Here is a 26,201-nt window from a genome sequence, read left to right on the forward strand (position 1 = left end):
CTTCTCGGCGCTTCTGCAAGCGCATCAAAAGCGACAGCTAATAAAGTGAATCGATTTTTCTTGACATCCACGGTCTTCTTTCGCAAAAAGCGGATGTCATTGGTCATGTTTGACGGGTTGACCGAGAATGCTTGTTTGTAGCTGTAATTACATAACTGATAAAGAGATCCGCGACGTTATCGTTGGGCTCCTCGACGACGATTGCTGGCAGCTGATCGTACCCGCAAAAGTCTATCATGCCATGAGCAAGCGCGGCCGCTGTTGTGGCTGTTTCCCGAACGTCGTCGATATCATCATCAGGACGACCGAGGAATATCACGCCCGTAACCACTCGACGGAAGCGGAAGTTATCGATTATATGTCCCGCCTGAAGCAATTCCATGAGGAAAACAGGAGAGCGGACATTGAAAGGCGACACCAGCGTCATCGAGCGGCTTAACGAGGCTCTTTTCCTCGAACTAGGCGCCGTCAACCAATACTGGCTTCACTACCGTTTGCTGTCGGATTGGGGTTTCACCAAGCTGGCAAAGAAAGAGCGTGCTGAATCCATCGAAGAGATGCAGCACGCTGATCGCATCATCGATCGCATTATCTTCCTTGAAGGTCATCCCAACCTCCAGACGGTTGCTCCGTTGCGGATCGGCCAGAATGTCAAGGAAGTTCTCGAGGCTGATCTTGCCGGCGAATACGATGCCCGCACTGCCTACAAGGCATCGCGCGACATCTGTCACGCGGCCGGAGACTATGTCTCCATGAAGCTTTTCGAGGGGCTCCTCGCAGATGAGGAGGGTCATATCGACTTCCTCGAGACCCAGCTCGATCTGCTCGGAAAGATCGGTGAAGAGCGCTACGGCCTCCTCAACGCCGAACCTGCGGATTCCGCCGAGTAACATCAAAAGCCCGGGGTCGTATCTGTCACCGGGCTTTTTCATTCCACTGCCGCAAGATTGCGTTGCCCCCAGGAGCGGTAACGCTGTCTCATCGCTCAGATGTGACTGCCAAGCTCCACTCAGTGGTGCCATGCAAGCGGTGCCGTTGAGGATCACGTCAGCCGTCGCGCACCCGGGGCGTTATTTGTTGCGGACAGACAACACGCCAGATCATTTTCAATGTCTCGTACTAATTGACATCACGCAAAGACAGAACTCGCCGCACCCGGTTATTCCTTTCGCTAAACTGATTGAAGGAATTGGCGCCGCCCTGCGTTCCTACAACCGGGCGACCTGAGCAACCAAAGGATTGCGGCATGACGCAGTTTTTCGCTGCCTTTGCGACCTTTATTGCGCTGCATTCAATCCCCGCCATCCCGAGGATAAGAGGAGCATTGGTGTCGCGCCTTGGCCACGGCACCTATATCGCGGCCTATTCTGCGGCTTCCCTCGCTGCACTTGGCTGGCTCTTCTATGCAGCCTTCAACGTGGACTATATCGAGTTATGGGAACCCGCCGCCTGGCACGGATGGGTCACTTTCATCGCCGCGCCGGCAGGGCTATTCCTCGTCCTTTCCGGTCTCGTCAGCCGGAATCCTTTCTCGACGACGGCGCGTCGCAATGACGGTGAGCAAGGCGCCATCGTGGCGATAACCCGCCACCCTGTCTTGTGGGGCTTCCTGCTCTGGGCCGCAGGCCATGTCCCGCCCAACGGAGACTTGCGCTCGCTACTGCTCTTCGGCGGCTTTGCCGGATTTACCGCAGGCAGCATCGCGATGATGGAAAAAAGAGACCGCAAGAAACATGGCGCGACCTGGCCGACAAGGGTTCAGGCCACGTCCATAATTCCGTTCCGGGCGATCATGCACGGACGCGCACGCCTGCGCATCGATTATCCAATGCTACTGGGGCTTGCTGCTGCTGCGATGTCCGTTCTCTGGCTACTGGGCGGCGGACATGCGCGGCTGTTTGGGGGCGACCCGCTTCTCTTTATCCAAACCCTGGCCAGCGGCGGATGACTGCTACCTTTCCTTGACGGATTGCATCGCGACCGAGGTCGAGGTGCTGGCGACATGCGGCAGGCTGGAGATCTTTTCTCCCAGGACCTCGCGGTAGCGCCGGATGTTGGGTGTTCTGATCTTCAGCAGGTAGTCAAAGCGGCCGGCGATCATGTGGCATTCCTCGACTTCCCTGATCTTGCTGACTGCTTGATTGAATTCCGTCAGCGCCTTCTCACGCGTATCCGATAGCGTGATCTCGGCGAAGGCGACATGATCGAGACCGAGCTTTTGTGGATTGAGTATCGCGCGGAAGCCGAGGACATAGCCTTCATCGACCAGCCTTTTCAAACGGGCGGCACAGGGTGTCTTGGACAGACCAATCCTGCTTGCGAGCTCTGTCACGGGGATGCGGCCGTCATCGGAAACCACTTCCAAGATCTTTCTATCGTAACCGTCAAGTTGGCTATCTTTTGGTGGTTTCATGGTCAGATCAACTGGGAAAAATTGAGATATAAGGAAAATAGACGCTATTTGACCTTCTGAAAAGTCCCTTCGCGCCTCTATGGCTGTTGTATGATGAACCATCAATCCTTCATTTTGGACCCGCAGATGACCGTGCAGCGCCCGCCCGCCTCCTCTTCACAGCCCCAGCCACTCTTCGCCAAGTTCGCGCCTCCTATCCGCGAGCAGGGTCCTCTTCGTCAGGCGATCACCGCCGCGTACCGGCGATCTGAGTCGGACTGCCTCGCCCCTTTGCTCCAAGCGGCGACAATGCCGGACGCGATGCATCAGGACATCCGGGAAACGAGCAGGGCCTTGATCACCGCGCTTCGAGCAAAACACACGGGCTCTGGGGTGGAAGGGCTCGTGCACGAATACTCCCTCTCGAGCCAGGAGGGTGTGGCGCTCATGTGCCTTGCGGAAGCGCTGCTGCGCATCCCTGACACCGCAACACGCGATGCGCTCATCCGCGACAAGATTTCCGCCGGCGATTGGAAGTCGCATGTGGGCGGCGGTCGCTCATTGTTCGTCAATGCCGCCACCTGGGGCCTTGTGGTTACCGGCAAGCTGACTTCCACGGTCAACGACCGCAGTCTTTCTGCTGCACTGACGCGCCTTATCGCTCGGTGCGGCGAGCCGGTCATCCGCCGTGGCGTCGACATGGCGATGCGGATGATGGGCGAGCAGTTCGTGACCGGAGAAACGATCGATGAAGCGCTCCGGCGCGCCCGCGCACTGGAGGAAAAAGGCTTCGGCTATTCCTACGATATGCTGGGCGAGGCGGCCACGACGGCCGCGGATGCGGAGCGCTACTTCGGGGACTACGAGACTGCGATCCATGCAATCGGAAAGGCGTCTGCCGGACGTGGCATCCACGAAGGTCCCGGAATTTCCATCAAGCTCTCGGCGCTGCATCCGCGCTATGTTCGCGCACAGGCCAACCGGGTCATGGGCGAGCTGCTGCCGAAGGTAAAGGCTCTGGCGCTGCTCGCGCGATCCTACAATATCGGCCTCAACATCGATGCAGAGGAAGCCGACCGGCTGGAGCTCTCGCTCGATCTTCTCGAGGAGCTTTGCCTGGACACCGATTTGCTGGGTTGGGACGGCATCGGGTTCGTCGTCCAGGCTTACGGCAAGCGCTGCCCCTTTGTTCTCGATTACCTCATCGACCTCGCCCATCGCTCCGGCCACCGCATCATGGTGCGGTTGGTGAAAGGCGCCTACTGGGATGCCGAGATCAAGCGCGCCCAGCTCGACGGGCTGGAGGATTTTCCGGTCTTCACCCGCAAGATCCATACGGATGTGTCCTACATCGCCTGCGCGCGAAAACTCCTTGCCGCCACCGATGTCATCTTTCCGCAGTTCGCGACACACAATGCGCAGACGCTGGCGACGATCTACCATCTCGCAGGGCCGGATTTTCACGTTGGCAAATACGAGTTCCAGTGCCTGCACGGCATGGGCGAACCTCTCTATGACGAGGTCGTCGGGGCAAAGAAGCTCGATCGACCGTGCCGTATCTACGCTCCTGTGGGTACGCATGAAACACTGCTGGCCTACCTCGTTCGCCGGCTTCTCGAAAACGGTGCCAATTCCTCCTTCGTCAACCGCATTGCCGATTCGGCCGTCTCGGTCGAGGAACTGATTGCGGATCCTGTGGAAGCCGTAGAAGGCTCAGCGAACCCGGGTTCCAGGCATGAGCAGATCGCGCTGCCGCAGGCCATTTTCGGCGCGACGCGCGTGAATTCCGCCGGGCTTGATCTCTCCAACGAAAATACTCTGGCGCGGTTGAGTGCTGAGCTGCAAGCCAGTGCCGCCGTCAACTGGATGGCAGTGCCAAAGATCGTCGACGTTACGCCGGCTGGCAGGGCACGTTCCGTCGTCAATCCGGCCGATCATGCCGACGTGGTCGGGATGGTCACCGACGCGACGGAGAGCGAGGTGATGGCTGCGGCCCAGCGGGCTGCGGTAGCTGTCGTCGATTGGTCCGCCGTACCACCCGTCGATCGCGCGTCGAGCCTGGAGAAGGCGGCAGACCTGATGCAGGAGCGGATGCCGATCCTGCTCGGCCTGATCATGCGTGAAGCCGGCAAGTCGCTTCCCAATGCCATTGCCGAAGTGCGGGAGGCGATCGACTTCCTGCGATACTATGCGGAGCAGGCACGCCGGACGCTTGGTCCATCCCATCGGCCGCTCGGCCCGATTGTCTGCATCAGCCCCTGGAACTTCCCGCTTGCCATCTTTACCGGGCAGGTTGCCGCCGCTCTCGTGGCTGGAAATCCCGTTCTCGCCAAGCCTGCGGAGGAAACGCCCCTCATCGCCGCGGAGGCGGTACGTCTGATGCACGAGGCAGGGATACCGGCAGGAGCTTTGCAGTTCGTGCCCGGTGACGGCGCGGTCGGCGCTGCGCTTGTCGGGTCTCTCGAAACGATGGGTGTGATGTTCACCGGATCGACCGAGGTGGCCCGTCTCATCCAGAAACAGCTTGCGGATCGGTTGCTGCCGAATGGCAAGCCTATTCCGCTGATTGCCGAAACCGGCGGACAAAATGCGATGATCGTGGATTCCTCTGCCCTTGCGGAACAAGTCGTCGGCGACGTCATCGCCTCGGCTTTCGACAGCGCGGGACAGCGATGCTCGGCGCTGCGTGTCCTGTGCCTGCAGGAGGAGGTTGCCGACCGCACGCTGGCAATGCTGAAGGGGGCTCTGAAAGAGCTTCGTATCGGGAGCACGGATCGGCTGAGTATCGATACCGGGCCGGTCATTACCAACGAAGCCAAAGGCAACATCGAGGCGCACATCGAGAAAATGCGATCGCTTGGCCGGAAGGTAGAGCAGATCGACATGCCGGCTGAAACGGCCGCCGGCACTTTCGTCTCTCCGACGATCATCGAGTTGCAGTCATTGAAGGACCTTGAGCGGGAAGTCTTTGGCCCCGTTCTCCACGTCATCCGCTATCGGCGTAGCGAGCTGGATCGCCTGATCGACGACATCAATGCGACCGGTTATGGCCTCACTTTTGGTCTGCATACCCGGCTCGACGAAACAATTGCGCATGTCACGAGCCGCATCCGCGCCGGAAATCTCTACGTCAACCGCAATGTCATCGGTGCGGTTGTCGGTGTCCAGCCGTTCGGCGGGCGCGGCCTGTCCGGCACTGGTCCAAAAGCGGGCGGTCCACTCTATATCGGACGTCTGGTCGAAAATCCGCCGGTTCCGCCGCAGCACAGCTCGATCCATACGGATCCGGTCCTGCTCGATTATGTGCGCTGGCTGCAGGTGGAAGGCAAGGATGATGCGGCTGAGGTTGCTGCCGCAATGGGCAGCGCTTCCGCGCTCGGATTGAATATCCAGCTTCCTGGCCCGGTTGGCGAAAACAACCTCTACGCGTTGCATGCGCGCGGGCGTATCCTGCTTGTCCCGGAGACGGAAGCCGGACTTTATCATCAGCTCGGTGCTGCCTTGTCGACGGGAAACCATGTCGTCATCGACGAAGCGAACAAGACGATGGGTCTCATCGCTTCCCTTCCGGATGCGGTGGCTTCCCGCATAACCTGGTCCCAGGATTGGGCGGCCGACGGTCCATACGCTGGTGCCCTGATCGAAGGCGCTGCGGAGCGGGTGAAGTCCGTCACTCAGCGGATCGCTACACTGCCGGGTCCGCTTGTGCTGGTGCAGTCGGCATCGACGGAAGAGATGCGCGATCGGGCGGATGCCTATTGCCTTGGCTGGTTGGTGGAAGAGGTCTCTATCTCCATCAACACCGCCGCGGCAGGCGGCAATGCCAGCCTGATGGCAATCGGCTAGCGTCTACCGGCCGCCGTAGCGCTAACGCGTTGCGACGGCCAAGCGGTTTCACGTGAAGCACCCTTGCCAGACACGAACCGTGTGTCTTTGATGCCTCGTCTGTCGGAAGGCGAGGGAGGAAGCACATGGAACCGTTTGTCTTTAACACGACGCCTCGGATCGTATTCGGGCAGGGAGCCTCCAACCGGATAGCCGCGATCGTGGCGGATCGCTGTGGTGGCCGAATTCTGTTCATCACCGATCCGGGCTTGCGAAGTCTGGGTTTGTGCGATCCGCTGCTGAAGTCGTTTTCGGATCAGGGTATCGATCTTGTCATTTTCGATCATGTCGAAGCGGATCCGTCGCTTTCCACCGTCCTGAAGGTAGTCGATGTCGGCAAGGAAAACGAAATTACGGGCGTGATCGGTTTTGGCGGAGGATCTTCTCTCGATGTTGCAAAGATCGCGGCGCTGCTGCTTGGCTCCGGCGAGGACATCAAAGACGCCTGGGGCGTGGGCAATGCACAAGGACCACGACTGCCCTTGGTCCTTGTGCCGACGACTGCGGGAACCGGCTCGGAGGTCACACCGGTTTCAATCATCACCGTGTCCGGCGACGAGAAGCGCGGCGTCTCGTCGCCGCTCATTCTGCCGGACATCGCAATTCTTGATCCCGATCTGACATTGGGCTTGCCCGCGCATATCACCGCCGCGACGGGTATCGACGCAATGGTCCATGCGATCGAGGCGTATACATCCAGGAACGCCAACAACAATCCTCTTTCAAAGATGCTGGCAAGGCAGGCATTGCAACTGCTTGGTGCCAATATCGAAAAGGCAGTCTGGAACGGCGGCGACCGTGAAGCGCGGGGCGCAATGCTTCTGGGGTCCATGCTCGCCGGTCAGGCCTTTGCCAATTCTCCTGTTGCGGCGGTCCACGCGCTCGCCTATCCGATCGGCGGCTCTTTCCATATCCCGCACGGGCTTTCGAACGCGCTTGTTCTGCCGCACGTACTGCGTTTCAATGCGCCGAATGCAGCGGTTGCCTATGCCGAGATTGCGGCCGACGTCTTCCCGGATCTGCGCTCGGACGAGAGCGCGCAACAGCGCTGCGCTTCTTTCATAGGGCGCTTGGAGGAGTTGTCCGCAAAGCTCGGCCTACCACCACGCCTGCGTGATGTTGGGATAGGCGAGGGGCATCTGGCGGGCATGGCACGCGATGCGATGAAGCAGACCAGGCTTCTGGTCAACAATCCGCGTCCGGTTACCGAAGCGGATGCCCATGCAATCTACCGGGCTGCATGGTAGACCGAGGGGTCAAAGGAACCCGTGTGTAGCAGCGGCAAGCATAGCATAGCGTGCGGCCTTGCCGATGAAAACCAGCAGCAGGAAGGTTGGTAGCGGCTCGCGAAGAACACGGGCGATAACCGTAAGGGCGTCTCCTCCGATCGGTAGCCAGCTGAGGAGCAAGGACCACTTGCCGTATCTGCGGTACCATGTCTGAGCCTTCTCCAGGCTTTCAGGACTCGCGGGAAACCAGCGGTGGTCTCTGAAACGCTCGATGCCGCGACCGAGGCCCCAGTTGACGGCCGCACCCAAAGTGTTGCCGACGGAGGCCACTGCGAGAAGCGCCGGTGTCGAATAGTCCCCCGACAGGATCAGCCCGACGAGAATTGCCTCGGACTGCATCGGGAAGATCGTCGCCGCTATGAAAGCGGCGGCAAACAGGCCCGCATAGGCGGCAATGTCCAGCATTTCATCCTTTTCCTGACTTTCTTGCAAAAAAAGAGGGGCGGACTTGCATCCGCCCCCTCCGTTCGCTTTCAACGGAAAGCGATCTCAAGCCTGGCTAGGCTTTTCACCGTCTTCCAAGGCCGCGTCGTCAGCGGCGGCCGCCTTCGCGCGGCGCGTCCGCCAGTCACCAAGGAACAGCAGGATCGGCGCGGCGATAAAGACTGACGAGGAGGCGGCTATGAGGATGCCGAAGACCATCGGGATCGCAAAGCTTTCCACCGCGCTTCCGCCCCAGATCGCCATGGGGAGCATGGCAAGGAAGGCGGTGACGGAGGTGTAGAGGCTTCGTGCGAGGGTCTCGTTGATCGACCGGTCGATCAGTTCGCGTAGCGGCATCTTCTTGTAGAGCCGCATATTCTCACGCATTCGGTCATAGACAACGACCTTGTCGTTCACCGAGTAGCCGACAAGCGTCAGCAGCGCGGCGATCGCTGTTAGATTGAAGTCGAGGCCGGTGATGGCGAAGAAGCCCACCGTCTTGGTCACGTCCAATATGAGGGTTACAATGGCGCCAACAGCGAAAGGCCATTCGAAACGCACCCAGATATAGACAAGCATGGCAAGCGATGCGAGGACGACGGACAGAATACCGGCGGTCGCCAGTTCGCCGCTGACCTTAGGTCCGACGACTTCCGTCCGTTCTACCTTCGCGGTCGGGTCGATCTTTACGACTTCAGCTCGCAGCCGCTCCACCGCTGTGGTCTGGGCTGCCTCGCCTCCGGCCTGTCGTTCGACGCGCACTAGAAGGTGGTTGGGGCTGCCGAATTCCTGAAGCGCCACCTCACCTATGCCCAGTTCGCCAAGCTGGCTGCGGAAAGCAGCAAGATCGGCTTCCCCTTCGGTGACGACTTCCATCTGGATGCCGCCACGGAAGTCGACGCCATAGTTCAGACCAGGCGTGAAGAATAGTACAATCGAGGCGAATGACAGAACGAGAGACACGCCGATACCGACGAAACGCGCCTTCATGAAGTTGATCTGCGTGCCGTCCGGGATGAGGTTGATCGCCAGGAGCGGCTTGATTTCAATCTTCTTCAGCTTGCGGCGGGTGGCGATGAAGATCATTGCGACGCGGACGACCGAGACGGCCGTGAACATCGAGATCGCGATGCCGATGCCCATGGTGACTGCGAACCCACGTACCGGTCCTGATCCGAACCAGAACAGCAGCACGGTGGCGATCAGTGCGGTCACGTTACTATCGACGATCGTTGAATAGGCCCGGGCGAAGCCGGCGTCGATGGCAGCAAAGGCGCTCTTGCCCTTTCGCGCCTCCTCGCGGATACGCTCGTTGATCAGAACGTTGGCATCGACCGCAAGGCCGATGCCAAGAACGATACCCGCGATACCCGGCAGGGTGAGTGTCGCCCCAAGCATGGTCAATCCGGCAAACGTCAGGATGACGTTGAGGGTCAGCGCAATGTTCGCGAGGAAGCCCCAGGCTCCGTAAAGAACGAACATGAAGGCGACGACGAGCAGGAATCCGACAAAACCGGTGAAGATGCCCATCTCGATGGCGTCCGAGCCGAGATCGGCGCCGACGGTGCGTTCTTCGATGACAGTCAGCTTGGCGGGCAACGCGCCTGCACGAAGCAGAGCGGATAGGGTATTTGCTTCCTCGATCGAGAATCCGCCGGAAATCTGGCCCGATCCGCCAGTAATCGGCTGGCGGATGACGGGCGCGCTCAGCACCTTGTCGTCGAGAACGATCGCGAACGGGCGACCGACATTGGCCTGGGTGATCTGCGCAAAGCGGCTGGCCCCGGCAGTATCAAAACGGAAATTGACGATGGGCTCATTGGTCTGTTGATCGAATGCCGCGCGCGCGTCCGTCAGGCGATCGCCCGACAGTTCGACGCGGTCCTGCACCGGATACTGGTTGCCTTGCTCATCGGCCAGCATGGTGACGCCAGGCTCGCCCTGGTTTCCAAGAAGGTGGAAGCTCATCTTGGCAGTGGAGCCGAGTAGCTGACGCAGACGCGACGGATCCTGCTCGCCCGGAAGCTGGACGAGAACGCGGTCGTTTCCGACGCGCTGGATGGTTGGTTCGGCGACGCCCACCTGATCCACGCGCTGGCGGATGATTTCAAGGCTCTGCTCTACCGCGGCACTGCCGTGCGAGGTGATGCCCGCTTCGGTGTAGGCGATCGTGATCGTGTTGTCGGAAGGCGTGCGGATTTCGAGGTCGGACTGGCCGATCGACGTGCCGAACCCGACCGGATTGGACAGTGTCTGAAGCTGGGTGACCGCTGCACCTCGTTGCGCCGGATCGCGCAAAGTCACAGTGATCGTGTCGCCGGCGCGGCGAACGCCGGCCGGATCGATCCCGTTGTCGCGCAGAGCGCGGCGGCTATCCTGGAGCAGGTTCTGAAGCCGCTCATTGACGAGGTCGGTACGGTCCACTTCCAGCACGAGGTGTGATCCACCCCGCAGGTCGAGGCCGAGTGAGACGCGGTCGTGCGGAAGCCAGGAAGGCAACCGGTCGAGTGTCGATTGGGGAAGCACATTCGGCAACGCGACCAGAATGCCGATGAAGATGATGAAGGCGTAGGTCACCACCATCCAGGGAGAATTTCTCATGTTATTTTTTCCTGCTGGGCCCTCTGTGGCGCTCGCGGAGCGGCCGGGCCACGATATTTCTGCATCACGCTGCGCCGGAGGCGCCGTTTCAAACCGTTGCTGGCGGTGCGCGAGGCTGGAAGCCGTCTGTCGGTATTGCGAGGCTGCTACATGCCGGCATTGAATGCAGGCCTTCGCTCTCGCACCCCGGAGACGCCGGCATGGAATGCCAGACGGCGCCATCACCCGGATCGTGCCTGGACAGATCGGTATTGTTGTCGCGTCGCTCACTTGCTGCGACCAGGCGAAGCGGGTCGCGCTTCCCAAGGTGCGGAATTTCCGACCTGCTTTCTGCAGAAGACACTCCGGCCTTCGGCAGCGCGTTTTTAGTTGGATCGGCAGCTAACCCGAGGAAAGCGGCGAGAAAAAGCCCAAGCGTCAGCCAGGGCCACCAATCAAGGTGCGGCCGTCGATGCCTGCTGGATGATGTCCGCGTTATCGGCGGAAATGGCGCCATCCGCTTCAACTCCGGAGCGTTCGCGCCCTCATTCCGAGGGCCGGATGCGGCGTTCTACTGGAGACGCTGGATCGGGTCAATGTTCCAGCGTCTCAGCCGGGCGGAGTTGAAACCCCGTGAGTTCCATCCTCGCTCATATCTGAACAGGCACTGTTCGTTATTGGACATGGACGACCGCCGGAAGTCTTCCTAAGCTCGGGCAGGGAGGACTACTGAATGAACCGAATGAAAGGCAAGGTCGTGCTTGTTTTCGGAGCCGGCTCGGTGGGGCCTGGCTGGGGAAATGGCAAGGCGGCAGCCGTTGCCTATGCCCGTGAGGGTGGCCGCGTCGTTTGCGTGGATGTCAACGGCGAAGCTGCGAAGAATACGCTGGACGTTATTCTGTCTGAAGGGGGTGAGGGGCTTGCTCTCTCGGCCGATGTGACGAAGGCCGATGAGATCAGGGCCACTGTCGATGAGGTACTGGATCGCTTTGGCCGCATCGACGTTCTTCACAACAATGTCGGCATCAACTTGCCGGGTGGCGCTGCCGAGGCGACCGAGGAAAGCTGGCGTCTGGTCATGGATGTGAACCTTACCAGCGCCTTCCTGACCTGCAAGGCGGTCCTGCCGATCATGGAACGGCAGGGCAGCGGCGCGATCATCAATATCTCGTCGCTGGCAGCCATACGGTGGACCGGATATCCCTACGTTTCATATTATGCATCGAAGGCTGCGCTCAACCATTTCACACGCGCCATCGCGATTGAATATGCCGCCAAGGGCATACGGGCAAATGCCATCCTGCCCGGCCTGATGGATACGCCGCACATCCAGAAACAGATCAGCGGTTATTACGCATCGGCCGACGAGATGAAGGCTAAACGGGATGCCCTTTCGCCCATGAAGCGTCAGGGCGATGGTTGGGACATCGCCTGGGCCTCCGTTTTTCTGGCTTCGGACGAGGCAAAGTTCATCACGGGTATCGAGCTACCGGTTGATGGGGGCATGCATGTGACCGTTGCTGGAAGCCTGGGGAATTGAGGAGCGGCAGGTAGATTCGGCAGCAATGCACGGAAGTCCATAGTGTGGATCGCAAGCGCTTGTTTTGCGCCTCAATTAGGAAGTTTTCGCTTGCAAGGCTGGTTCTTCACCGCCAAAGTCCGGGCTTGGAGACAAGGAATGAGGTCCATTTAATGGATCGACAAGCGGCAGGAGGAGCCGCAGGAGGTGCCGGAGGGTTCGTCATCCGGCACCGGTGTTGAGGAGCACTATCCTGCCTACGATCCCCCTGCCGATGGCGCCATTGGCGCATTGGAGGAGATGCATGCGTGACGGTAGCTGACAAGACGGCCGACCTGTCGGAGGAGCTCCTGCTCGGAGGGCTGGAGACCCTGGAGCCACCGCGGACGGGGTCGGCATGGATGCGGCCGTTCGAAATGGTCGCGGCGATGCTGCTGGTGGTGATCATCGCCTTACTGTTCACCGGTGTCGTATCACGCTACGTGTTCTCTTATCCCATCATCTGGATCGATGAGGTGGCATCCATCTCGTTTCTCTGGCTTGCGATGCTGGGGTCCACCCTGGCGGTTGACCGCAGCGAACATTTGCGCCTGACATTGTTCGTCAATTTGCTTCCCGATCGTTTGCGCGCACTCGCGAATACAACCGGATTGCTGCTTGTCGCGCTGTTCCTGGCGGTCATGCTGAGGCCCGCCTTCGAGTACGCGATGGAAGAATCCTTCATCACATCTGCGGCGCTCAATATTCCCATGAGCTGGCGTGCCTCTGCGCTGCCGGCCGGTATCAGCCTCATGCTGGTTCTCGCCCTTTATCAAGGCCTGCGGGGTGCGAGCCTTGTCCACACTCTCAAGGCTATCGCTTCCATCGCCGTGGTGACCGCAATCCTGTGGGTGCTGATGCCCGGGTTCAAGGCGATCGGCAACTGGAACATCCCGATTTTCCTCGTCGGCTTCGTTGCCTTCTTCCTCGTTGTCGGCATTCCAATTGCTTTCTGTTTCGGTCTCGGCACGCTCGCGTTTCTGTCGTTCAGCACGTCGGTACCGATCTTCGTGATGATCGGCAGAATGGACGAGGGCATGTCGAGCATCATTCTGCTGTCGGTGCCGATCTTCGTCCTGCTTGGCTGCATCCTCGACGCAACCGGTATGGGCAAGGCGATCGTGGAGTTTCTGGCCTCGCTGTTGGGGCATGTCCGTGCCGGAATGTCCTACGTCCTGCTGGGGTCGCTTTTCCTGGTCTCCGGCATTTCCGGTTCGAAGGTTTCCGACATGGCGACCGTCGCGCCGGCGTTGTTTCCGGAGATGAAGCGCCGGGGTCACAAGCCGTCGGAAATGATCGCTCTTCTGGCTACCGGTGCGGCCATGGCCGAGACGGTGCCGCCATCGATCGTACTGATTGTTCTTGGGTCGGCGGCAGGGGTGTCGATTGCCGGGCTTTTCACGTCAGGTTTCGCCATCGCCATGGTGCTTCTGCTGGTGCTGGCGGTTCTGGCCCGTTGGAAATCACGTCATGAATCGATGGAAGGCGTGCGCCGCGCGCCACTCTCGATGATCAAGAAGGCCCTGCTGGTGGCGGCGCCGGCTCTCATCCTGCCGTTCATCATACGCACGGCGGTCGGCGAAGGAATTGCGACAGCCACGGAAGTATCAACGATCGCCGTCCTCTACGCCATGATTATCGGGATCACGCTGTACGGAGGCATCAGCCGTGCGCGCCTCTATTCGATGCTGGTCGAGACGGCGGCTCTTTCCGGCGCGATCCTGATGATCCTTGGGGCTGCCTCGGCCATGGCCTGGGCACTGACGCAAACCGGCTTCGCGGCGCAACTCGTCCAAGGTGTTCAGGAACTTCCTGGCGGCTGGCTGAGCTTCATGGGCGTAACCATCCTGATCTTCCTGATCCTCGGCTGTGTGCTCGAGGGTCTGCCGGCGATCGTGCTGATGGCGCCGATCATGTTTCCCGTCGCCCGCTCGCTCGGCATCAATGACATCCATTATTCGATGGTGGTGGTCACAGCCATGAATATCGGCCTGATGACGCCGCCGATCGGCATTGGCTTCTACATTGCCTGCAAGATCGGCAACGTCTCGCCCGACCAGGCGATGCGCGCGATCTGGCCATATATCGGCGCCTTGATGGTCGGCCTTGTGCTGATTGCAACGGTGCCCTTCTTCTCGACTGCTTTCCTGTGAAAGCCTTGAGGCCGAATGAGAATAAACCATGGAGGAGGGATCTATGAACATCAAACGCAGAACGCTGATGCTGGGGGCTGCAGCAACCGGGATCGCCACGACCTTTTCGATCCGCACGCGCCCGGCGAATGCGGCCGAGTTCACCTACAAGTTTGCCAACAACCAGACGCTGACACACCCGATGAACGTCCGTGCCAAGGAGGCTGTCGAGAAGATTCAGGAGGAGTCTGGTGGCCGGATGGCGATCAATATCTTCCCGTCCAGCCAGCTTGGCGCCGATACGGACATGCTGAACCAGGTGCGTTCCGGTGGCGTCGAGATGTTCAGTCTCTCGCCGATCATCCTTTCGACGCTGGTGCCGAATTCGTCCCTGAACGGTGTCGGTTTCGCCTTCAACAGCTATGATGAAGTCTGGCCGGCTATGGATGGCGAGCTCGGCACGTATGTTCGCGGGCAGATCGAGCAGAAGGGATTGCTCACGCTCGACAAAATCTGGGACAACGGCTTCCGCCAGATCACCTCGTCGAAGGGTGCGATCGAGACGCCTGCCGATCTGGAGGGCTTCAAGATCCGCGTACCGGTGAGCCCGCTTTGGACATCGATGTTCACAGCCTTTGGTTCAGCTCCAGCCAGCATCAACTTTGCCGAAACCTATACGGCGCTGCAGACCGGCGTCGTCGACGGTCAGGAAAACCCGCTCGCTATCGTTTCGACGGCAAAGCTATTCGAGGTTCAGCAGTACGTCTCGATGACCAACCACATGTGGGATGGTTTCTGGATATTGCTCAATCGCCGCGCGTGGCAGGGCCTGCCGGAAGATTTGCAGGAAATCATCTCCAAACACTTCAATGCCGCCGCAGAGCTTCAGCGCAAGGACGTCATGGACCTCAATGCCACTGTCCAGAGCGAACTCGAGGGCAAGGGCATGAAGTTCAATTCGCCGGATGCCAAGCTGTTCCAGGAAAAGCTGAGGAGCGCCGGCTTCTACGCCGACTGGAAGAGCAAGTACGGCGACGAAGCCTGGGCAATTCTGGAAAAGGCGATCGGCAAGCAATTGAGCTAGCCGCAAGCACGGTGGGAAGCGATCTATGAAACCGATCGAGAATATGGACCTTCGAGAGGTCGCTTCCGCTTCCGGCGCACAGGCCGTCGAACGCGCGCTCAGGCTTTTGTCGTTCGTCGGGAAAGGCGCCGAGAACGGTGTTTCGCTGGCTGACGTCGTTCGGGACAGCGGACTCAACAAGCCGACGGCGCGAAGGTTGCTGATGGCGTTGATGCGGTCCCGCCTCGTTGAACAGGACGAATTCACGCGAAGGTACTATCTCGGTGGGGAACTATATGTCCTAGGCATGCTGGCCTCGCGCCGGCACGGCCTGCTGGACATGGCGGCAGAAAGCCTGCGCAGGCTGTCTGTCGTATCTGAAGACACAAGCTTTATCTCAATGCGGCGTGATGACTATGCCGTCTGTCTGCATCGACAGGAGGGTACGCATCCGGTGCGCACCCATGCGCTGCTTTCCGGAGACCAGAACCCGCTAGGGGTCGGAGCTGGTTCTCTTGCCATGCTCGCCGTCCTTGCCGATGCGGAGGTAAACGCGATCCTCCAGCGGGTCGAGGGCGTCATCGCTACAGACTATCCAGCCTATTCACGAGACATCATCTGGCAGGACGTCATCCGAACACGAGAGTTGGGGTACGCGCTTAATCCCGGTCGCGTCGTGTCGAGTTCCTGGGGTGTCGGAATGGCAATCTTGTTTCCGGATGGCCGTTTGGCTGGCGCCTTGTCCATTGCCGCGATCGATAGTCGTATGGGCGAGAAGCGCCAGACCGAGCTTGCGACGCTGCTCCGCGAGGAAGTGGATCGTATTCAAGCTAAGTTCAAGGGACTTTTCCAATCGCAGGGTGTGACCACGGCGATACCGCAAATTCCGCAATTGGCCACGGCACCCGAGCTCGCATAGGCACAAGGAGAGAGAATATGACGACAGCACAGATTGTCGGTTGGGCTCACTCGAAATTCGGCAAGTCCGCGGCGCCCACCACACGTGAACTGATGGCGGAGGTCATCGGTCCGGCGCTTGCCCATGCGGGTATCGAGCCCGGGGATGTTGACGGCATTTTCGTCGGCGTCTTCAACAACGGGTTTACCAAGCAGGACTTCCAGGGCGCGCTGGTGGCCATGGCGGCCGATGGCTTCGACCATACGCCGGCGGTGAGGTTGGAAAATGCCTGCGCCACAGGGTCGGCGGCGATCTATTCGGCGCTGGATTTCATTGCTTCCGGCCGCGGCAAGATCGCATTGGTGGTCGGAGCCGAAAAGATGACCTCGCTGCCGACCAAGGAGACCGGAGACGTGCTTCTCTCCGCGTCCTTCCGGGAGGAGGAGGCCGATATCGAAGGCGGATTCGCCGGCCTCTTCGGGCGCATCGCCAGTACCTATTTCCAGCGATACGGCGATCGTTCCGAAGAACTGGCGATGATTGCCACCAAGAACCATGCCAACGGCATGTCCAATCCCTATGCCCACATGCAGCGGGATTTCTCGTTCGAATTCTGCAACACGGTTTCCGACAAGAACCCTTATGTCGCGGCGCCGCTGCGGCGGACCGACTGCTCGCTGGTCTCCGATGGTGCGGCTGCGCTCGTGCTGGCCCATCCGGATGTCGCCGCCGATATGCAGCGAGCCGTTGCATTCCGTGCCCGTACCCACGTCAACGACATCCTCGCTCTTTCGCGGCGTGATCCGATCGCCTTCGATGGCGCGCGACTGGCCTGGCAGAAATCGTTGGCGGACGCGGATCTGACGCTCGACGACCTGGATTTCGTCGAGACCCATGACTGCTTCACGATCGCCGAACTCATTGAATACGAAGCCATGGGACTTGCAAAGCCGGGCGAGGGTCACAAGGTCATCCGCGAGGGAATGACCGCCAAGGGCGGAAAGCTGCCGGTAAACCCCTCGGGCGGGTTGAAGTCGAAGGGGCATCCGGTCGGCGCCACCGGGGTGTCGATGCATGTGATGGCCGCCATGCAGCTTTGCGGTGACGCAAACGATATGCAGGTCCCCAATGCATCGAAGGCTGGCGTTTTCAACATGGGTGGGGCCGCCGTCGCCAACTACGTCTCCATCCTGGAGCGGGTGAAATGAACGCCGTCACCTCTGTCGGTGCCGAGGGTCCCGTCGATCCTGCGGGCGGATTGGTACCGCGATCCACGCGGGTGATGAATCTCGCCCGCTTCGTCACGCAGGCACGGCGCCGCAATCCTGATGACGTCGCTTTCGTCTGGGGTGAGCAGACATGGACCTGGACGGAATTCGAAGCACGGATCGATGCGATGGCCGCCGTCTTGCAGGAGCGCTACGGCGTGATGAAGGGCGACCGGATCCTGGTGCAGTCGCAGAACTGCAACCAGATGTTCGAGTCCATGTTCGCCTGCTTCCGGATTGGCGCGGTATGGGTGCCGACCAACTTTCGCCAGACCCCGGATGAGGTTGCCTACCTCGCCAAGGCGAGCGGCGCGACCGGCATGATCTGCAATGCATCCTTCCCGGATCATGCAAGGATCGTCACCAGTGAGAACCCACAGATTGGCTTCGTGATCGCTATCGGCGACGCTGGTTTTGGCCCGTCTTATGATGCGATCGTGAACGAATCGCAGGGCGCGAAACCGGCGGAGGCTGCCGTCTATCGCGATGATCCCTGCTGGTTCTTCTTCACCTCCGGCACGACTGGTCGACCGAAAGCCGCCGTCCTGACCCACGGGCAGATGGCCTTCGTGGTCAACAATCACCTTTGCGACCTCATGCCGGGCGTTGCGTCGGCCGATGCTTCGCTGGTCGTCGCGCCGCTTTCCCATGGAGCCGGCGTCCATCAACTGACGCAAGTGGCGCATGGGGTGAAGACCATTCTGCTGCCGACGGAGAAGTTCGATATCGATGCGGCGTGGGCGCTGATCGAGAAGTGGCGCGTATCGACCATGTTCACCGTCCCGACGATCCTGAAGATGCTGGTGGAGCATCCTTCGGTCGACCGGTACGATCACTCGTCGCTGCGCTATGTGATCTATGCGGGCGCGCCAATGTATCGCGAAGACCAGAAGCGCGCGCTGAAGGCTCTGGGGCCGGTGCTGGTGCAGTATTTCGGGCTTGGCGAAGTCACTGGCGCGATCACCGTTCAGCCACCCGCGCTCCATGCCGCTGGAGACGGCGATCACATCAAGCTCGGAACCTGTGGGTTCGAGCGCACGGGCATGCAAGTTTCCATACAGAACGATGCTGGGGAGGAAGTCGGCGCCAACGAGACCGGAGAAATCTGCTGTACCGGTCCGGCAGTCTTTGCGGGCTACTATGACAATCCCGAGGCCAACGAAAAGGCTTTCCGCAACGGCTGGTTCCGCACCGGGGATCTCGGACATATGGACGAGGAGGGCTTCCTCTACATTACCGGGCGTGCGTCCGATATGTATATCTCGGGCGGCTCGAACGTCTATCCGCGCGAGATCGAGGAAAAGATCCTGACCCACGCGGCGATCAGCGAAGTGGCAGTTATCGGCGTTCCCGATCCGCTGTGGGGAGAGATCGGCATCGCAGTATGCGTCGCCAGGACTGGTGCTGCGGTCGAGGAGGCAGAGTTGTCGGCCTTCCTGGATGGCAAGATGGCGCGCTACAAGATGCCTAAGCGCTTTATCTTCTGGGATGCCCTGCCGAAATCTGCCTACGGCAAGATCACCAAAAAGATGATCCGCGAGGAACTGGAGCGGCGCGGCGCGCTGGTCAATGAACCGACTGATATGAAATCGCAGTCTGGGCGGCAGATCGTACACCCCGGACCCGTTGCCGAAGTCAGGCGTGAGGTCGCTCCCACGCAACTGGTGCCCATTGCCGGTGTGCTTAAGCCCGGCGAGACTTTCATGGCCGGCGTAGCCCGGGTTTTCTCCGAAGCTGGTTGCCACGGAGGCTTCCTGACCGTCGAGGGCGGGGCTTGCGATCCCTTCCGCTATGTCCTGCCCGCCTTCTCCCCGGATCAGGAACACGCGGCCTGGTACAGCGACACGTTCGCCCCTGCAGCCGGTGGTCGCTTCATTAAGGCGACGGCAATCGTCGGCGAGCGTGACGGTGCGCCCTTCCTGCACTGCCATGGCATTTGGGATACCGGGGAGGGCATACCCAGGATGGGACACGTGCTGCCCTTCGACAGCATTGTCAGCGAACCGATTAAGGTTCGGGGATACGGCAGCACTGACGCAACCTTTGTATCCATTCCCGACCCGGAAACTAATTTTACGCTCTTCTCGGTCATGGGCGAGGGCCGTTCCGGTAGCGGGGTCCTTCTTCGCATCAGGCCGAACGAGGACGTGTGCACGGCGGTGGAGGAGACGTGCAGTGAGTACGGCATTGAAAAGGCGCAGGTCTACGGGATCGGCAGCATCTTTGAGCCGAGCTTCGAGGATGGGCGCCGGATACCATGTCTTGCAACCGAGATCGCCATAGAGAACGGGCGCGTGGAGCAGGTTGCAGGTGGTCCGAAGGCCACGATCGATACTGCGGTAGTGGATGTCGAAGGCAAGACCTATCATGGGCGTCTCAAGCGCGGCGACAATCCTGTCGGCGTCACGTTCGAACTGGTCATCGTCGCGGGGGGAGTAGACTGATGCCTACAGCGAGTGTCGTGGTTACTGGGGCTGCGTCCGGCATCGGACTGGCTACCGTGAGGCTTCTGGCAGGAGCGGGCTGGCATGTCGTCGCCGCTGATCGGGATGAAGCAGCGCTGGAGAACCTGGCGGCAGATGAAGATCTGGCGATAACGCCGGTCCAATTGGACGTGACGAACGAGAAGGGGATTTCCGAGCTTGCCGTCCGTTGCCGCGCGCTCGGTTCCCCTTTGAAGGCATTGGTGAACAGTGCCGGTATCGCCGCCAATGACCGTTTTGCAGAGACCACCGCGGAACAGATGCGGCGTGTCTATGAGGTCAACGTCATCGGGACCTTTCTGCTGTCGCAGGCGCTTGCTCCGATATTGCGTGACAATGGCGGTGGCTCGATCGTCCATCTCGCCTCGGTCTCAGGCATCAAGGGCAATTTCGGCCGCTCTGCCTACGGCGCTTCCAAAGGAGCCGTGGTGACGCTGACCAGGATCATGGCGGTCGAACTGGCGGGCGACCGCATCCGCGTCAATGCGATTGCGCCGGGACCGATCGAAACGCTGATGGTGAAGCAGATGCATACCGAGGTGACGCGCGAGGAGTGGCACCGGACGCTGCCGATGCGCCGATACGGGACGCCGGAGGAGGTCGCTGCGGCCATAGCGTTTCTCACCGACGAACGGCAGTCATCCTATGTGACGGGACAGGTGCTATCCGTCGATGGCGGGTTCACCGCGGCCGGGCTGATGACGTCATAGCGGCACCCGTGTTGCGTTGACATCCGGCTGGCAAAACAGAAGAGTGCCCTACGGTCGTCGGCGTTCTCGGGGGACATCATGTCTAAGCGCACGGTACTCAATCTTTCGGCTATTTTCCTTTCCCTTGCGACACTTGTAATGCCGCTCGGCGCTGCAGAGCGAAAGGTTGAAACAACAGCCGACGGCGACTACTTCGGCTTCGACCTCCGTACCGTTCAGGATGTCTCTCAGGCACAGTGTGAGGCCGCATGTGTTGGTGACAATGCCTGCAAGGCCTTCACCTACAACACCAAGGCACAGTGGTGCTTTCTGAAGTCCGACTTCAATCAGCTCAATACCTTCCCCGGCGCCGTGGCCGGCAAGATAGTCGAGGTCGCCAATGAGCCCGATATCGGTGCGCCTCCTCACCTGAGCTTCCTGTCGGAGGATCTTGTTCGCCAGGCACGGGACTACAAGGCAAATCTTGCACTTGCCGACAATCAGCAAGGCTATGGTGCGGAAAACCTGAAGACGGTCGCGCAAGGCGAGCTTCTCGCCGGCAACCTGGACAATGCGGTCTACAACTTCAAAGGCGCGCTTTCGATCACGCCGGATGATGGTGCGCTCTGGATAGAACTCTCCCGGGCCGCTGCAACTTCGGACAGCGGCGACATGGCGGGCGAAGCTGTAATGTCAGCCATCAACGGCTATCAATTGAGCCGGACCACTCAGGTTCGCGCCGACGCACTGGCAGTGCTCGCGGCAGGTCTCGAGAAGCAGCAGAACTACCGTCCTGCGTTGACCGCCTACAAGGACAGCCTCGCCCTCGTGACTGCGCAGACGGTGCAGGCGGCGTTTAACGATCTGCGCGAACGGCAAGGTTTCCGGGTCGTCGGCAATACGGTCGATGCGGATAGTGCCAATCCTCGGGCCTGCGTGCAGTTTTCCGAACCGCTCGTGAAGGCAGCAGACTACGCGCCCTTCGTGGTGCTGGATGGCGAGGCGCCCACGGCGCTCGAAGCCAAGGACAATCAGATCTGTATTGAAGGCCTCACGCACGGGCAGCGGCTGAAACTGTCGCTGCGCCGCGGCCTGCCGTCCTCGGTTGACGAAAATCTGGAAGCGCAGGTCGATCTTGACCTCTATGTGAAGGACCGTTCGCCGACGGTGCGTTTCACCGGTGATGCCTTTGTGCTGCCGTCGACGGCCCGGCGTGGCATCCCGGTCGTCTCGGTCAATACGGACAAAGCCGACCTGAAGCTCTACCGCATCGGCGACCGCAACATCGTCTCGCTTCTGACCAATTCGCAATTCCTGACACAGATGGACGGCTACGGCGCGTCAAGGATCGAGCAGGAAAGCGGCGAGCTTGTCTGGGAAGGGACGATCGATCTCGGCCAGGACCTCAACAAGGAAGTCATCACGAGTTTTCCGGTCGATGAAGCGCTGCCATCCCGCAAGCCCGGCGTGTATGCGATGACCGCTTCCGCTGCGAATGCGGTCAATCAGGAGTGGGAGAGCAAGGCAACCCAGTGGTTCGTCGTCTCCGATATCGGTCTTTCCACCTATGCCGGCACGGATGGGCTCAACATCTTTGCGCGTTCGCTCGGTTCCGCAAAGCCGCTGGCTGGAATCGAACTTCAACTCCTTGCCAGGAACAACGAGGTCCTCGGTACGGCGACGACGGACGCGGACGGTCGCGCGACCTTTACGGCCGGCCTGATCCGCGGGACGGCTGCAATGGCGCCCGCCCTGGTTACCGCCAGGAACGGTGACCAGGACTACGTTTTCCTCGATATGACACGCGCCGGCTTCGATCTCTCCGATCGCGGCGTAACCGGCAGGCCTGCGCCGGGCGCCATCGATATTCTTGCGTGGACGGAACGCGGTATCTATCGGCCCGGAGAAACGGTGCATGCTACGGCCTTAGCGCGTGATGTCGATGCGAACGCCATCGACAGATTGCCGTTGACCTTCGTGGTTCTTCGTCCGGATGGCGTGGAAGACCGGCGAATGGTGGAGAATGGGTCTCTCGGTGGCTACACGCTCGGCCTGCCGCTACTCGAAACGGCGATGCGCGGCACCTGGACGATGCAGATTTTCACCGACCCGAAAGGATCGCCCATCGGCGAGAAGTCGTTCCTGGTGGACGATTTCGTTCCAGATCGCATCGAGTTCGACATCACCAGTACGGCTGAGGAGTTAAGCCCCGCAACCGTGCTGCCCGTGGAGATCAATGGACGGTATCTCTACGGTGCACCGGCCGCAGGCCTTTCCCTGGAAGGGGAAGTTGTGCTGAAGCCGACGCGACAGAGCGAGGCATTCGCCGGCTACCAGTTTGGATTGACGGACGAGGAAGCGACCGAAGCGGTTCGCGTGCCGCTTGAGGAACTCCCGGATCTCGACGAAGACGGGAAGTCCATGCTGGAGGTATCGATCGACGAGGTGCCATCGACGACCCAGCTCATCACCGCAGACATCGTCGTACGCATGCAGGAGGCGGGTGGACGGGCGGTCGAGCGGACCCTGTCGCTGCCGGTGAGATCGGAGACGTCAAAGATCGGCATCAAGCCTGAATTCTCGGGCGATCTGGCCGAGAATTCCGTTGCCGGTTTTCATCTGATCGCCGTGGACCCGGATGGCCGAAAGATCGATATGGCCGGCCTGTCCTGGAAGCTGTTGAAGGTCGAACAGGACTATCAGTGGTACCGCGAGGGAAGCGCCTGGCGCTACGAGCCCGTCACGCGCACCAGCCAGGTTTCCGACGGCAATGTTACGCTTACCGCAGACGGCGTCCAGCTCTCGATGCCCGTAACCTGGGGACGTTACCGGCTGGAGGTGGAGAGCAGCCAGGATGGCGGAACCGCCTCCAGTGTGGAGTTCGACGCAGGCTGGTTCGTCAGTGCCAGTTCGACGGAAACGCCGGATGCGCTGGAAATCGCGCTCGACAAGCAAAGCTATGCGGTTGGCGAGACGGCCAAGCTCAAGATTTCCTCCCGCTATGCCGGGGAGCTGGTGATTGCCGCGGGTGCGGAGGAACTGATTTCGGTCCAGACCGCCAGCCTCGGTGCAGATGGGGGTGAGGTGGAAATTCCCGTTACCGCTGATTGGGGCGCCGGCTCCTACATCACGGCCACGCTGTTCCGGCCAGGCGACGGACAGGAAAGCCGCATGCCGATGCGGGCAATCGGGATCACGTGGCTGAAGGTCGATCCGGCCGACCGGGACCTCGTTGTCACCGTCGACGCACCTGAGCAGACGCTGCCGCGACAGCCGCTCGACATTTCAGTTCAGGTGGCTGGTGCCGGTTTGGAGGAGGAGGCTTACGTCACGGCGGCCGCCGTGGATGTCGGCATTCTCAATCTGACGCGTTACGAGCCGCCGGCCCCGGACGACTGGTATTTCGGCCAGCGACGCCTGGGCCTTGAAATCCGCGATCTCTACGGCCGCCTCATCGACGGTTCGCTTGGCGCCATGGGACGAATCCGCACGGGCGGCGACGGCGGCAGCATGGCACTGCAGGGTAAGCCGCCGACCGAAAAGCTGGTAGCTTTCTTCTCAGGCCCCGTTCGTCTCGACGCGGAAGGCAGGGCCAATGTGTCCTTCGATATTCCGCAGTTCAACGGGACAGCGCGCCTGATGGCTGTCGCGTGGACGAAGACCGGTGTCGGACACGCGGTCAGGGACGTGGTGATCCGCGACCCCATCGTCGTTACCGCAAGCTTGCCGCGTTTCCTGGCTCCTGGAGACGAGAGTAGCCTGCGCCTCGATATTGCCAACACGGATGCTCCGGCTGGAGATTATCAGCTCGAGATAGTCACCAGTGACGCCATTTCGTTCGAAGGGGATGCGGCCTCTACCGTCCGACTGGAAGCGGGTGCAAAGAAGGACCTGACGTTGCCTTTGAAGGGTTTGGAGCCCGGCGATGGTCGCTTGACGCTCCGTCTTACCGGAGCCTCCGGTGTCTCTATCGAGCAGGTGGTGAGCATTCCGGTAAGGCCCGCGACATTGCCGATCACCGAACGCCGCGTGATCGCGCTTGCTCCCGGTAACAGCCTGATGGTGAGCGGGGACCTCCTGGCGGACAGTATTCTTCCGGGGGCATCGGTGAGCGTCAATGTCAGCCGGTCCAGTGCATTCGATATTCCTGCGCTGTTGATGAGTCTCGACCGCTATCCTTACGGTTGCACCGAGCAGACGACCAGCCGCGCCTTGCCGCTGCTGTATCTGAGCGAGCTGGCAGTCAAGAATGGACTGGCCGATGACGCGGAGATCAAGCAGCGGGTGCAGGATGCGATCCATCGCATCCTGTCCAACCAGTCGTCGTCGGGAAGCTTTGGCCTCTGGGGACCGGCAGGCGGCGACCTGTGGCTCGATGCCTATGTAACCGACTTCCTCTCCCGCGCCCGGGAACAGGGCTATGAAGTGCCGGAGCGGGCGCTGGCACAATCACTTGAGAACCTCCAGAATGCGCTCTCCTACACGACCAACGTCCGCGATCAGGGCAACGAGATCGCCTATGCGCTCTATGTCTTGTCCCGCAACAGGAAAGCCGCGATCAGTGATCTTCGTTACTACGCAGATACGATGCTGTCAGACTTCCCGACACCGCTTTCCAAGGCGCATATAGCAGCCTCGCTTGCGCTCTACGGTGACGCGCAGCGGTCGCGGAGCATCTTCGTCGATACGTTGGGCATGGCCGAGCAGTCGCAGATCCAAAAGGTGAGCCTCGCGCGCTCTGACTATGGCTCGGCGCTGCGTGATGGTGCCGCTGTTCTGGCAATTGCTGCAGAGAGCCGGCCGGTCCCGCCGATCGTGCCGGCGCTGGCCGATATCGTGGCCAGAGAGTGGGAGCAGAAGACCTATACAAGTACGCAGGAACAGACCTGGATGCTTCTGGCGGCCAGGGCGCTTGACGCCGGCGACGATGATCTGGCGCTGGACGTGAATGGCACCGATCACAAGGGCACGCTGATGACGAGAATGGCGGGCGAGGCCGTCCTCGGCCATCCGCTGACGGTCACCAACAACAGCGGGGATGCCCTTTCGGCGACGGTCACGACTGTCGCTGCACCTGTCCAGCCGCTACCGGCGGGCGGCGATGGCTTCGCCATAGACCGTAGCTACTACACGATGGACGGGGAGCCGGCGAACATCAGCGAGGCTCGACAGAACGAACGGTATGTCGTGGTGCTGACAATTACCGAAACCAATGACTGGCCGTCCCGTATCCTGGTGCAGGATCTGTTGCCGGCCGGCTTCGAGATCGACAATCCGAGTATCGTCAACAGCGCCCAGCTGGCCAATTTTGATTGGGTCGGCGAGGTGTCGCCTGCACACACCGAGTTCCGCAACGATCGTTTTGTGGCGGCGTTCAACCGGAACAGCGGAGACAACCGGGAGATTACGCTGGCTTACGTCGTTCGGGCGGTGACGCCTGGCGTCTACGACCACCCAGCGGCTCAGGTCGAAGACATGTACCGTCCGCAATTGTCCGCGCGGACGGCGGCAGGACGCATGGAGGTCGTGGCGGCGCAATAA

General features: G+C 60.5%; 16 protein-coding genes and 1 pseudogene. 14 read left to right on the forward strand and 3 right to left on the reverse strand.

All coding sequences use genetic code 11. The annotated features are described in order from the left end of the window. Nucleotides 1–127: 127 nt before the first annotated feature. From LH464_RS24700 to LH464_RS07000, 3 genes are all read left to right on the forward strand, one after another. A complete protein-coding gene (locus LH464_RS24700) occupies nt 128–439 on the forward strand; it encodes a (2Fe-2S)-binding protein (protein ID WP_315859600.1) in 312 nt (103 codons plus the stop codon). After that, nucleotides 405–890 carry a bacterioferritin gene (gene bfr / locus LH464_RS06995; protein ID WP_226785752.1) on the forward strand — a complete coding sequence of 162 codons (486 nt, stop codon included), beginning with the start codon at nt 405–407 and terminating at the stop codon, nt 888–890. Before LH464_RS24700 ends, bfr begins: the two co-directional genes overlap by 35 nt. A gap of 356 nt (nt 891–1,246) precedes the next feature. After that, nucleotides 1,247–1,948, forward strand: a complete 702-nt coding sequence (locus LH464_RS07000) for an NnrU family protein (RefSeq protein WP_226785656.1) — start codon at nt 1,247–1,249, stop codon at nt 1,946–1,948. A 3-nt stretch (nt 1,949–1,951) separates the two neighbouring features. On the opposite strand, the gene LH464_RS07005 is transcribed toward LH464_RS07000, so the two are convergent. Then, complete coding sequence (locus LH464_RS07005; protein WP_226785657.1) at nt 1,952–2,413, reverse strand: Lrp/AsnC family transcriptional regulator; 462 nt, start codon at nt 2,411–2,413, stop codon at nt 1,952–1,954. A gap of 126 nt (nt 2,414–2,539) precedes the next feature. Here LH464_RS07005 and putA point away from each other — a divergent pair, with 126 nt between their 5' ends. Next, nucleotides 2,540–6,238, forward strand: coding sequence for a trifunctional transcriptional regulator/proline dehydrogenase/L-glutamate gamma-semialdehyde dehydrogenase (gene putA / locus LH464_RS07010; protein ID WP_226785658.1), 3,699 nt, complete (start codon nt 2,540–2,542; stop codon nt 6,236–6,238). A gap of 125 nt (nt 6,239–6,363) precedes the next feature. Further along, complete coding sequence (locus LH464_RS07015) at nt 6,364–7,524, forward strand: iron-containing alcohol dehydrogenase (protein ID WP_226785659.1); 1,161 nt, start codon at nt 6,364–6,366, stop codon at nt 7,522–7,524. A 9-nt stretch (nt 7,525–7,533) separates the two neighbouring features. On the opposite strand, the gene LH464_RS07020 is transcribed toward LH464_RS07015, so the two are convergent. Then, a complete protein-coding gene (locus LH464_RS07020; protein ID WP_226785660.1) occupies nt 7,534–7,971 on the reverse strand; it encodes a YqaA family protein in 438 nt (145 codons plus the stop codon). An 84-nt stretch (nt 7,972–8,055) separates the two neighbouring features. Beyond that, complete coding sequence (secD, locus tag LH464_RS07025) at nt 8,056–10,590, reverse strand: protein translocase subunit SecD (RefSeq protein ID WP_226785661.1); 2,535 nt, start codon at nt 10,588–10,590, stop codon at nt 8,056–8,058. A gap of 712 nt (nt 10,591–11,302) precedes the next feature. Between secD and LH464_RS07030 the strand changes: the two genes are divergently transcribed. The 9 genes and pseudogenes from LH464_RS07030 to LH464_RS07065 all read left to right on the forward strand — a co-directional run bounded on the left by LH464_RS07030 (nt 11,303) and on the right by LH464_RS07065 (nt 26,201). Then, nucleotides 11,303–12,109 carry an SDR family NAD(P)-dependent oxidoreductase gene (locus tag LH464_RS07030; RefSeq protein WP_226785662.1) on the forward strand — a complete coding sequence of 269 codons (807 nt, stop codon included), beginning with the start codon at nt 11,303–11,305 and terminating at the stop codon, nt 12,107–12,109. 287 nt (nt 12,110–12,396) lie between these two features. Then, complete coding sequence (locus LH464_RS07035) at nt 12,397–14,280, forward strand: TRAP transporter large permease (protein ID WP_226785663.1); 1,884 nt, start codon at nt 12,397–12,399, stop codon at nt 14,278–14,280. A gap of 43 nt (nt 14,281–14,323) precedes the next feature. Then, nucleotides 14,324–15,343, forward strand: a complete 1,020-nt coding sequence (locus tag LH464_RS07040; RefSeq protein ID WP_226785664.1) for a TRAP transporter substrate-binding protein — start codon at nt 14,324–14,326, stop codon at nt 15,341–15,343. Nucleotides 15,344–15,368: 25 nt separating this feature from the next. After that, nucleotides 15,369–16,241: an IclR family transcriptional regulator gene (locus LH464_RS07045; protein WP_226785665.1), complete on the forward strand. Its 873-nt coding sequence runs from the start codon at nt 15,369–15,371 to the stop codon at nt 16,239–16,241. Between the two features lie 17 nt (nt 16,242–16,258). Further along, nucleotides 16,259–17,428, forward strand: a complete 1,170-nt coding sequence (locus LH464_RS07050; protein ID WP_226785666.1) for an acetyl-CoA acetyltransferase — start codon at nt 16,259–16,261, stop codon at nt 17,426–17,428. Further along, nucleotides 17,425–19,053 (forward strand): annotated as a pseudogene (locus tag LH464_RS07055) (acyl-CoA synthetase); the annotation flags it as partial. The gene LH464_RS07050 and the pseudogene LH464_RS07055, both read left to right, overlap by 4 nt. Before the next feature lie 525 nt (nt 19,054–19,578). Continuing rightward, the gene (locus LH464_RS24790; protein ID WP_390624937.1) at nt 19,579–19,932 is read left to right on the forward strand and encodes a PCC domain-containing protein; all 354 of its coding nucleotides are present in this window, start codon (nt 19,579–19,581) and stop codon (nt 19,930–19,932) included. Then, a complete protein-coding gene (locus tag LH464_RS07060) occupies nt 19,932–20,681 on the forward strand; it encodes an SDR family NAD(P)-dependent oxidoreductase (RefSeq protein WP_226785667.1) in 750 nt (249 codons plus the stop codon). Before LH464_RS24790 ends, LH464_RS07060 begins: the two co-directional genes overlap by 1 nt. A gap of 78 nt (nt 20,682–20,759) precedes the next feature. Continuing rightward, the gene (locus LH464_RS07065; protein ID WP_226785668.1) at nt 20,760–26,201 is read left to right on the forward strand and encodes an alpha-2-macroglobulin family protein; all 5,442 of its coding nucleotides are present in this window, start codon (nt 20,760–20,762) and stop codon (nt 26,199–26,201) included.

Origin of the sequence: Pseudorhizobium xiangyangii (assembly GCF_020531965.1) — a bacterium.
GTDB classification, from domain to species: Bacteria; Pseudomonadota; Alphaproteobacteria; order Rhizobiales; family Rhizobiaceae; genus Neorhizobium; species Neorhizobium xiangyangii.

What these genes read in the sequence shown, in the direction of transcription:
- LH464_RS07000 (WP_226785656.1), top strand. Translation starts at nt 1,247, where the DNA reads ATGACGCAGTTTTTCGCTGCCTTTGCGACCTTTATTGCGCTGCATTCA.
- LH464_RS07040 (WP_226785664.1), top strand. Translation starts at nt 14,324, where the DNA reads ATGAACATCAAACGCAGAACGCTGATGCTGGGGGCTGCAGCAACCGGG.
- LH464_RS07050 (WP_226785666.1), top strand. Translation starts at nt 16,259, where the DNA reads ATGACGACAGCACAGATTGTCGGTTGGGCTCACTCGAAATTCGGCAAG.
- LH464_RS07020 (WP_226785660.1), bottom strand. Translation starts at nt 7,971, where the DNA reads ATGCTGGACATTGCCGCCTATGCGGGCCTGTTTGCCGCCGCTTTCATA.
- LH464_RS07005 (WP_226785657.1), bottom strand. Translation starts at nt 2,413, where the DNA reads ATGAAACCACCAAAAGATAGCCAACTTGACGGTTACGATAGAAAGATC.
- LH464_RS07045 (WP_226785665.1), top strand. Translation starts at nt 15,369, where the DNA reads ATGAAACCGATCGAGAATATGGACCTTCGAGAGGTCGCTTCCGCTTCC.
- LH464_RS07065 (WP_226785668.1), top strand. Translation starts at nt 20,760, where the DNA reads ATGTCTAAGCGCACGGTACTCAATCTTTCGGCTATTTTCCTTTCCCTT.
- LH464_RS24790 (WP_390624937.1), top strand. Translation starts at nt 19,579, where the DNA reads ATGGGCGAGGGCCGTTCCGGTAGCGGGGTCCTTCTTCGCATCAGGCCG.
- LH464_RS07030 (WP_226785662.1), top strand. Translation starts at nt 11,303, where the DNA reads ATGAACCGAATGAAAGGCAAGGTCGTGCTTGTTTTCGGAGCCGGCTCG.
- LH464_RS07060 (WP_226785667.1), top strand. Translation starts at nt 19,932, where the DNA reads ATGCCTACAGCGAGTGTCGTGGTTACTGGGGCTGCGTCCGGCATCGGA.
- LH464_RS24700 (WP_315859600.1), top strand. Translation starts at nt 128, where the DNA reads ATGCTTGTTTGTAGCTGTAATTACATAACTGATAAAGAGATCCGCGAC.
- secD (WP_226785661.1), bottom strand. Translation starts at nt 10,590, where the DNA reads ATGAGAAATTCTCCCTGGATGGTGGTGACCTACGCCTTCATCATCTTC.
- LH464_RS07015 (WP_226785659.1), top strand. Translation starts at nt 6,364, where the DNA reads ATGGAACCGTTTGTCTTTAACACGACGCCTCGGATCGTATTCGGGCAG.
- putA (WP_226785658.1), top strand. Translation starts at nt 2,540, where the DNA reads ATGACCGTGCAGCGCCCGCCCGCCTCCTCTTCACAGCCCCAGCCACTC.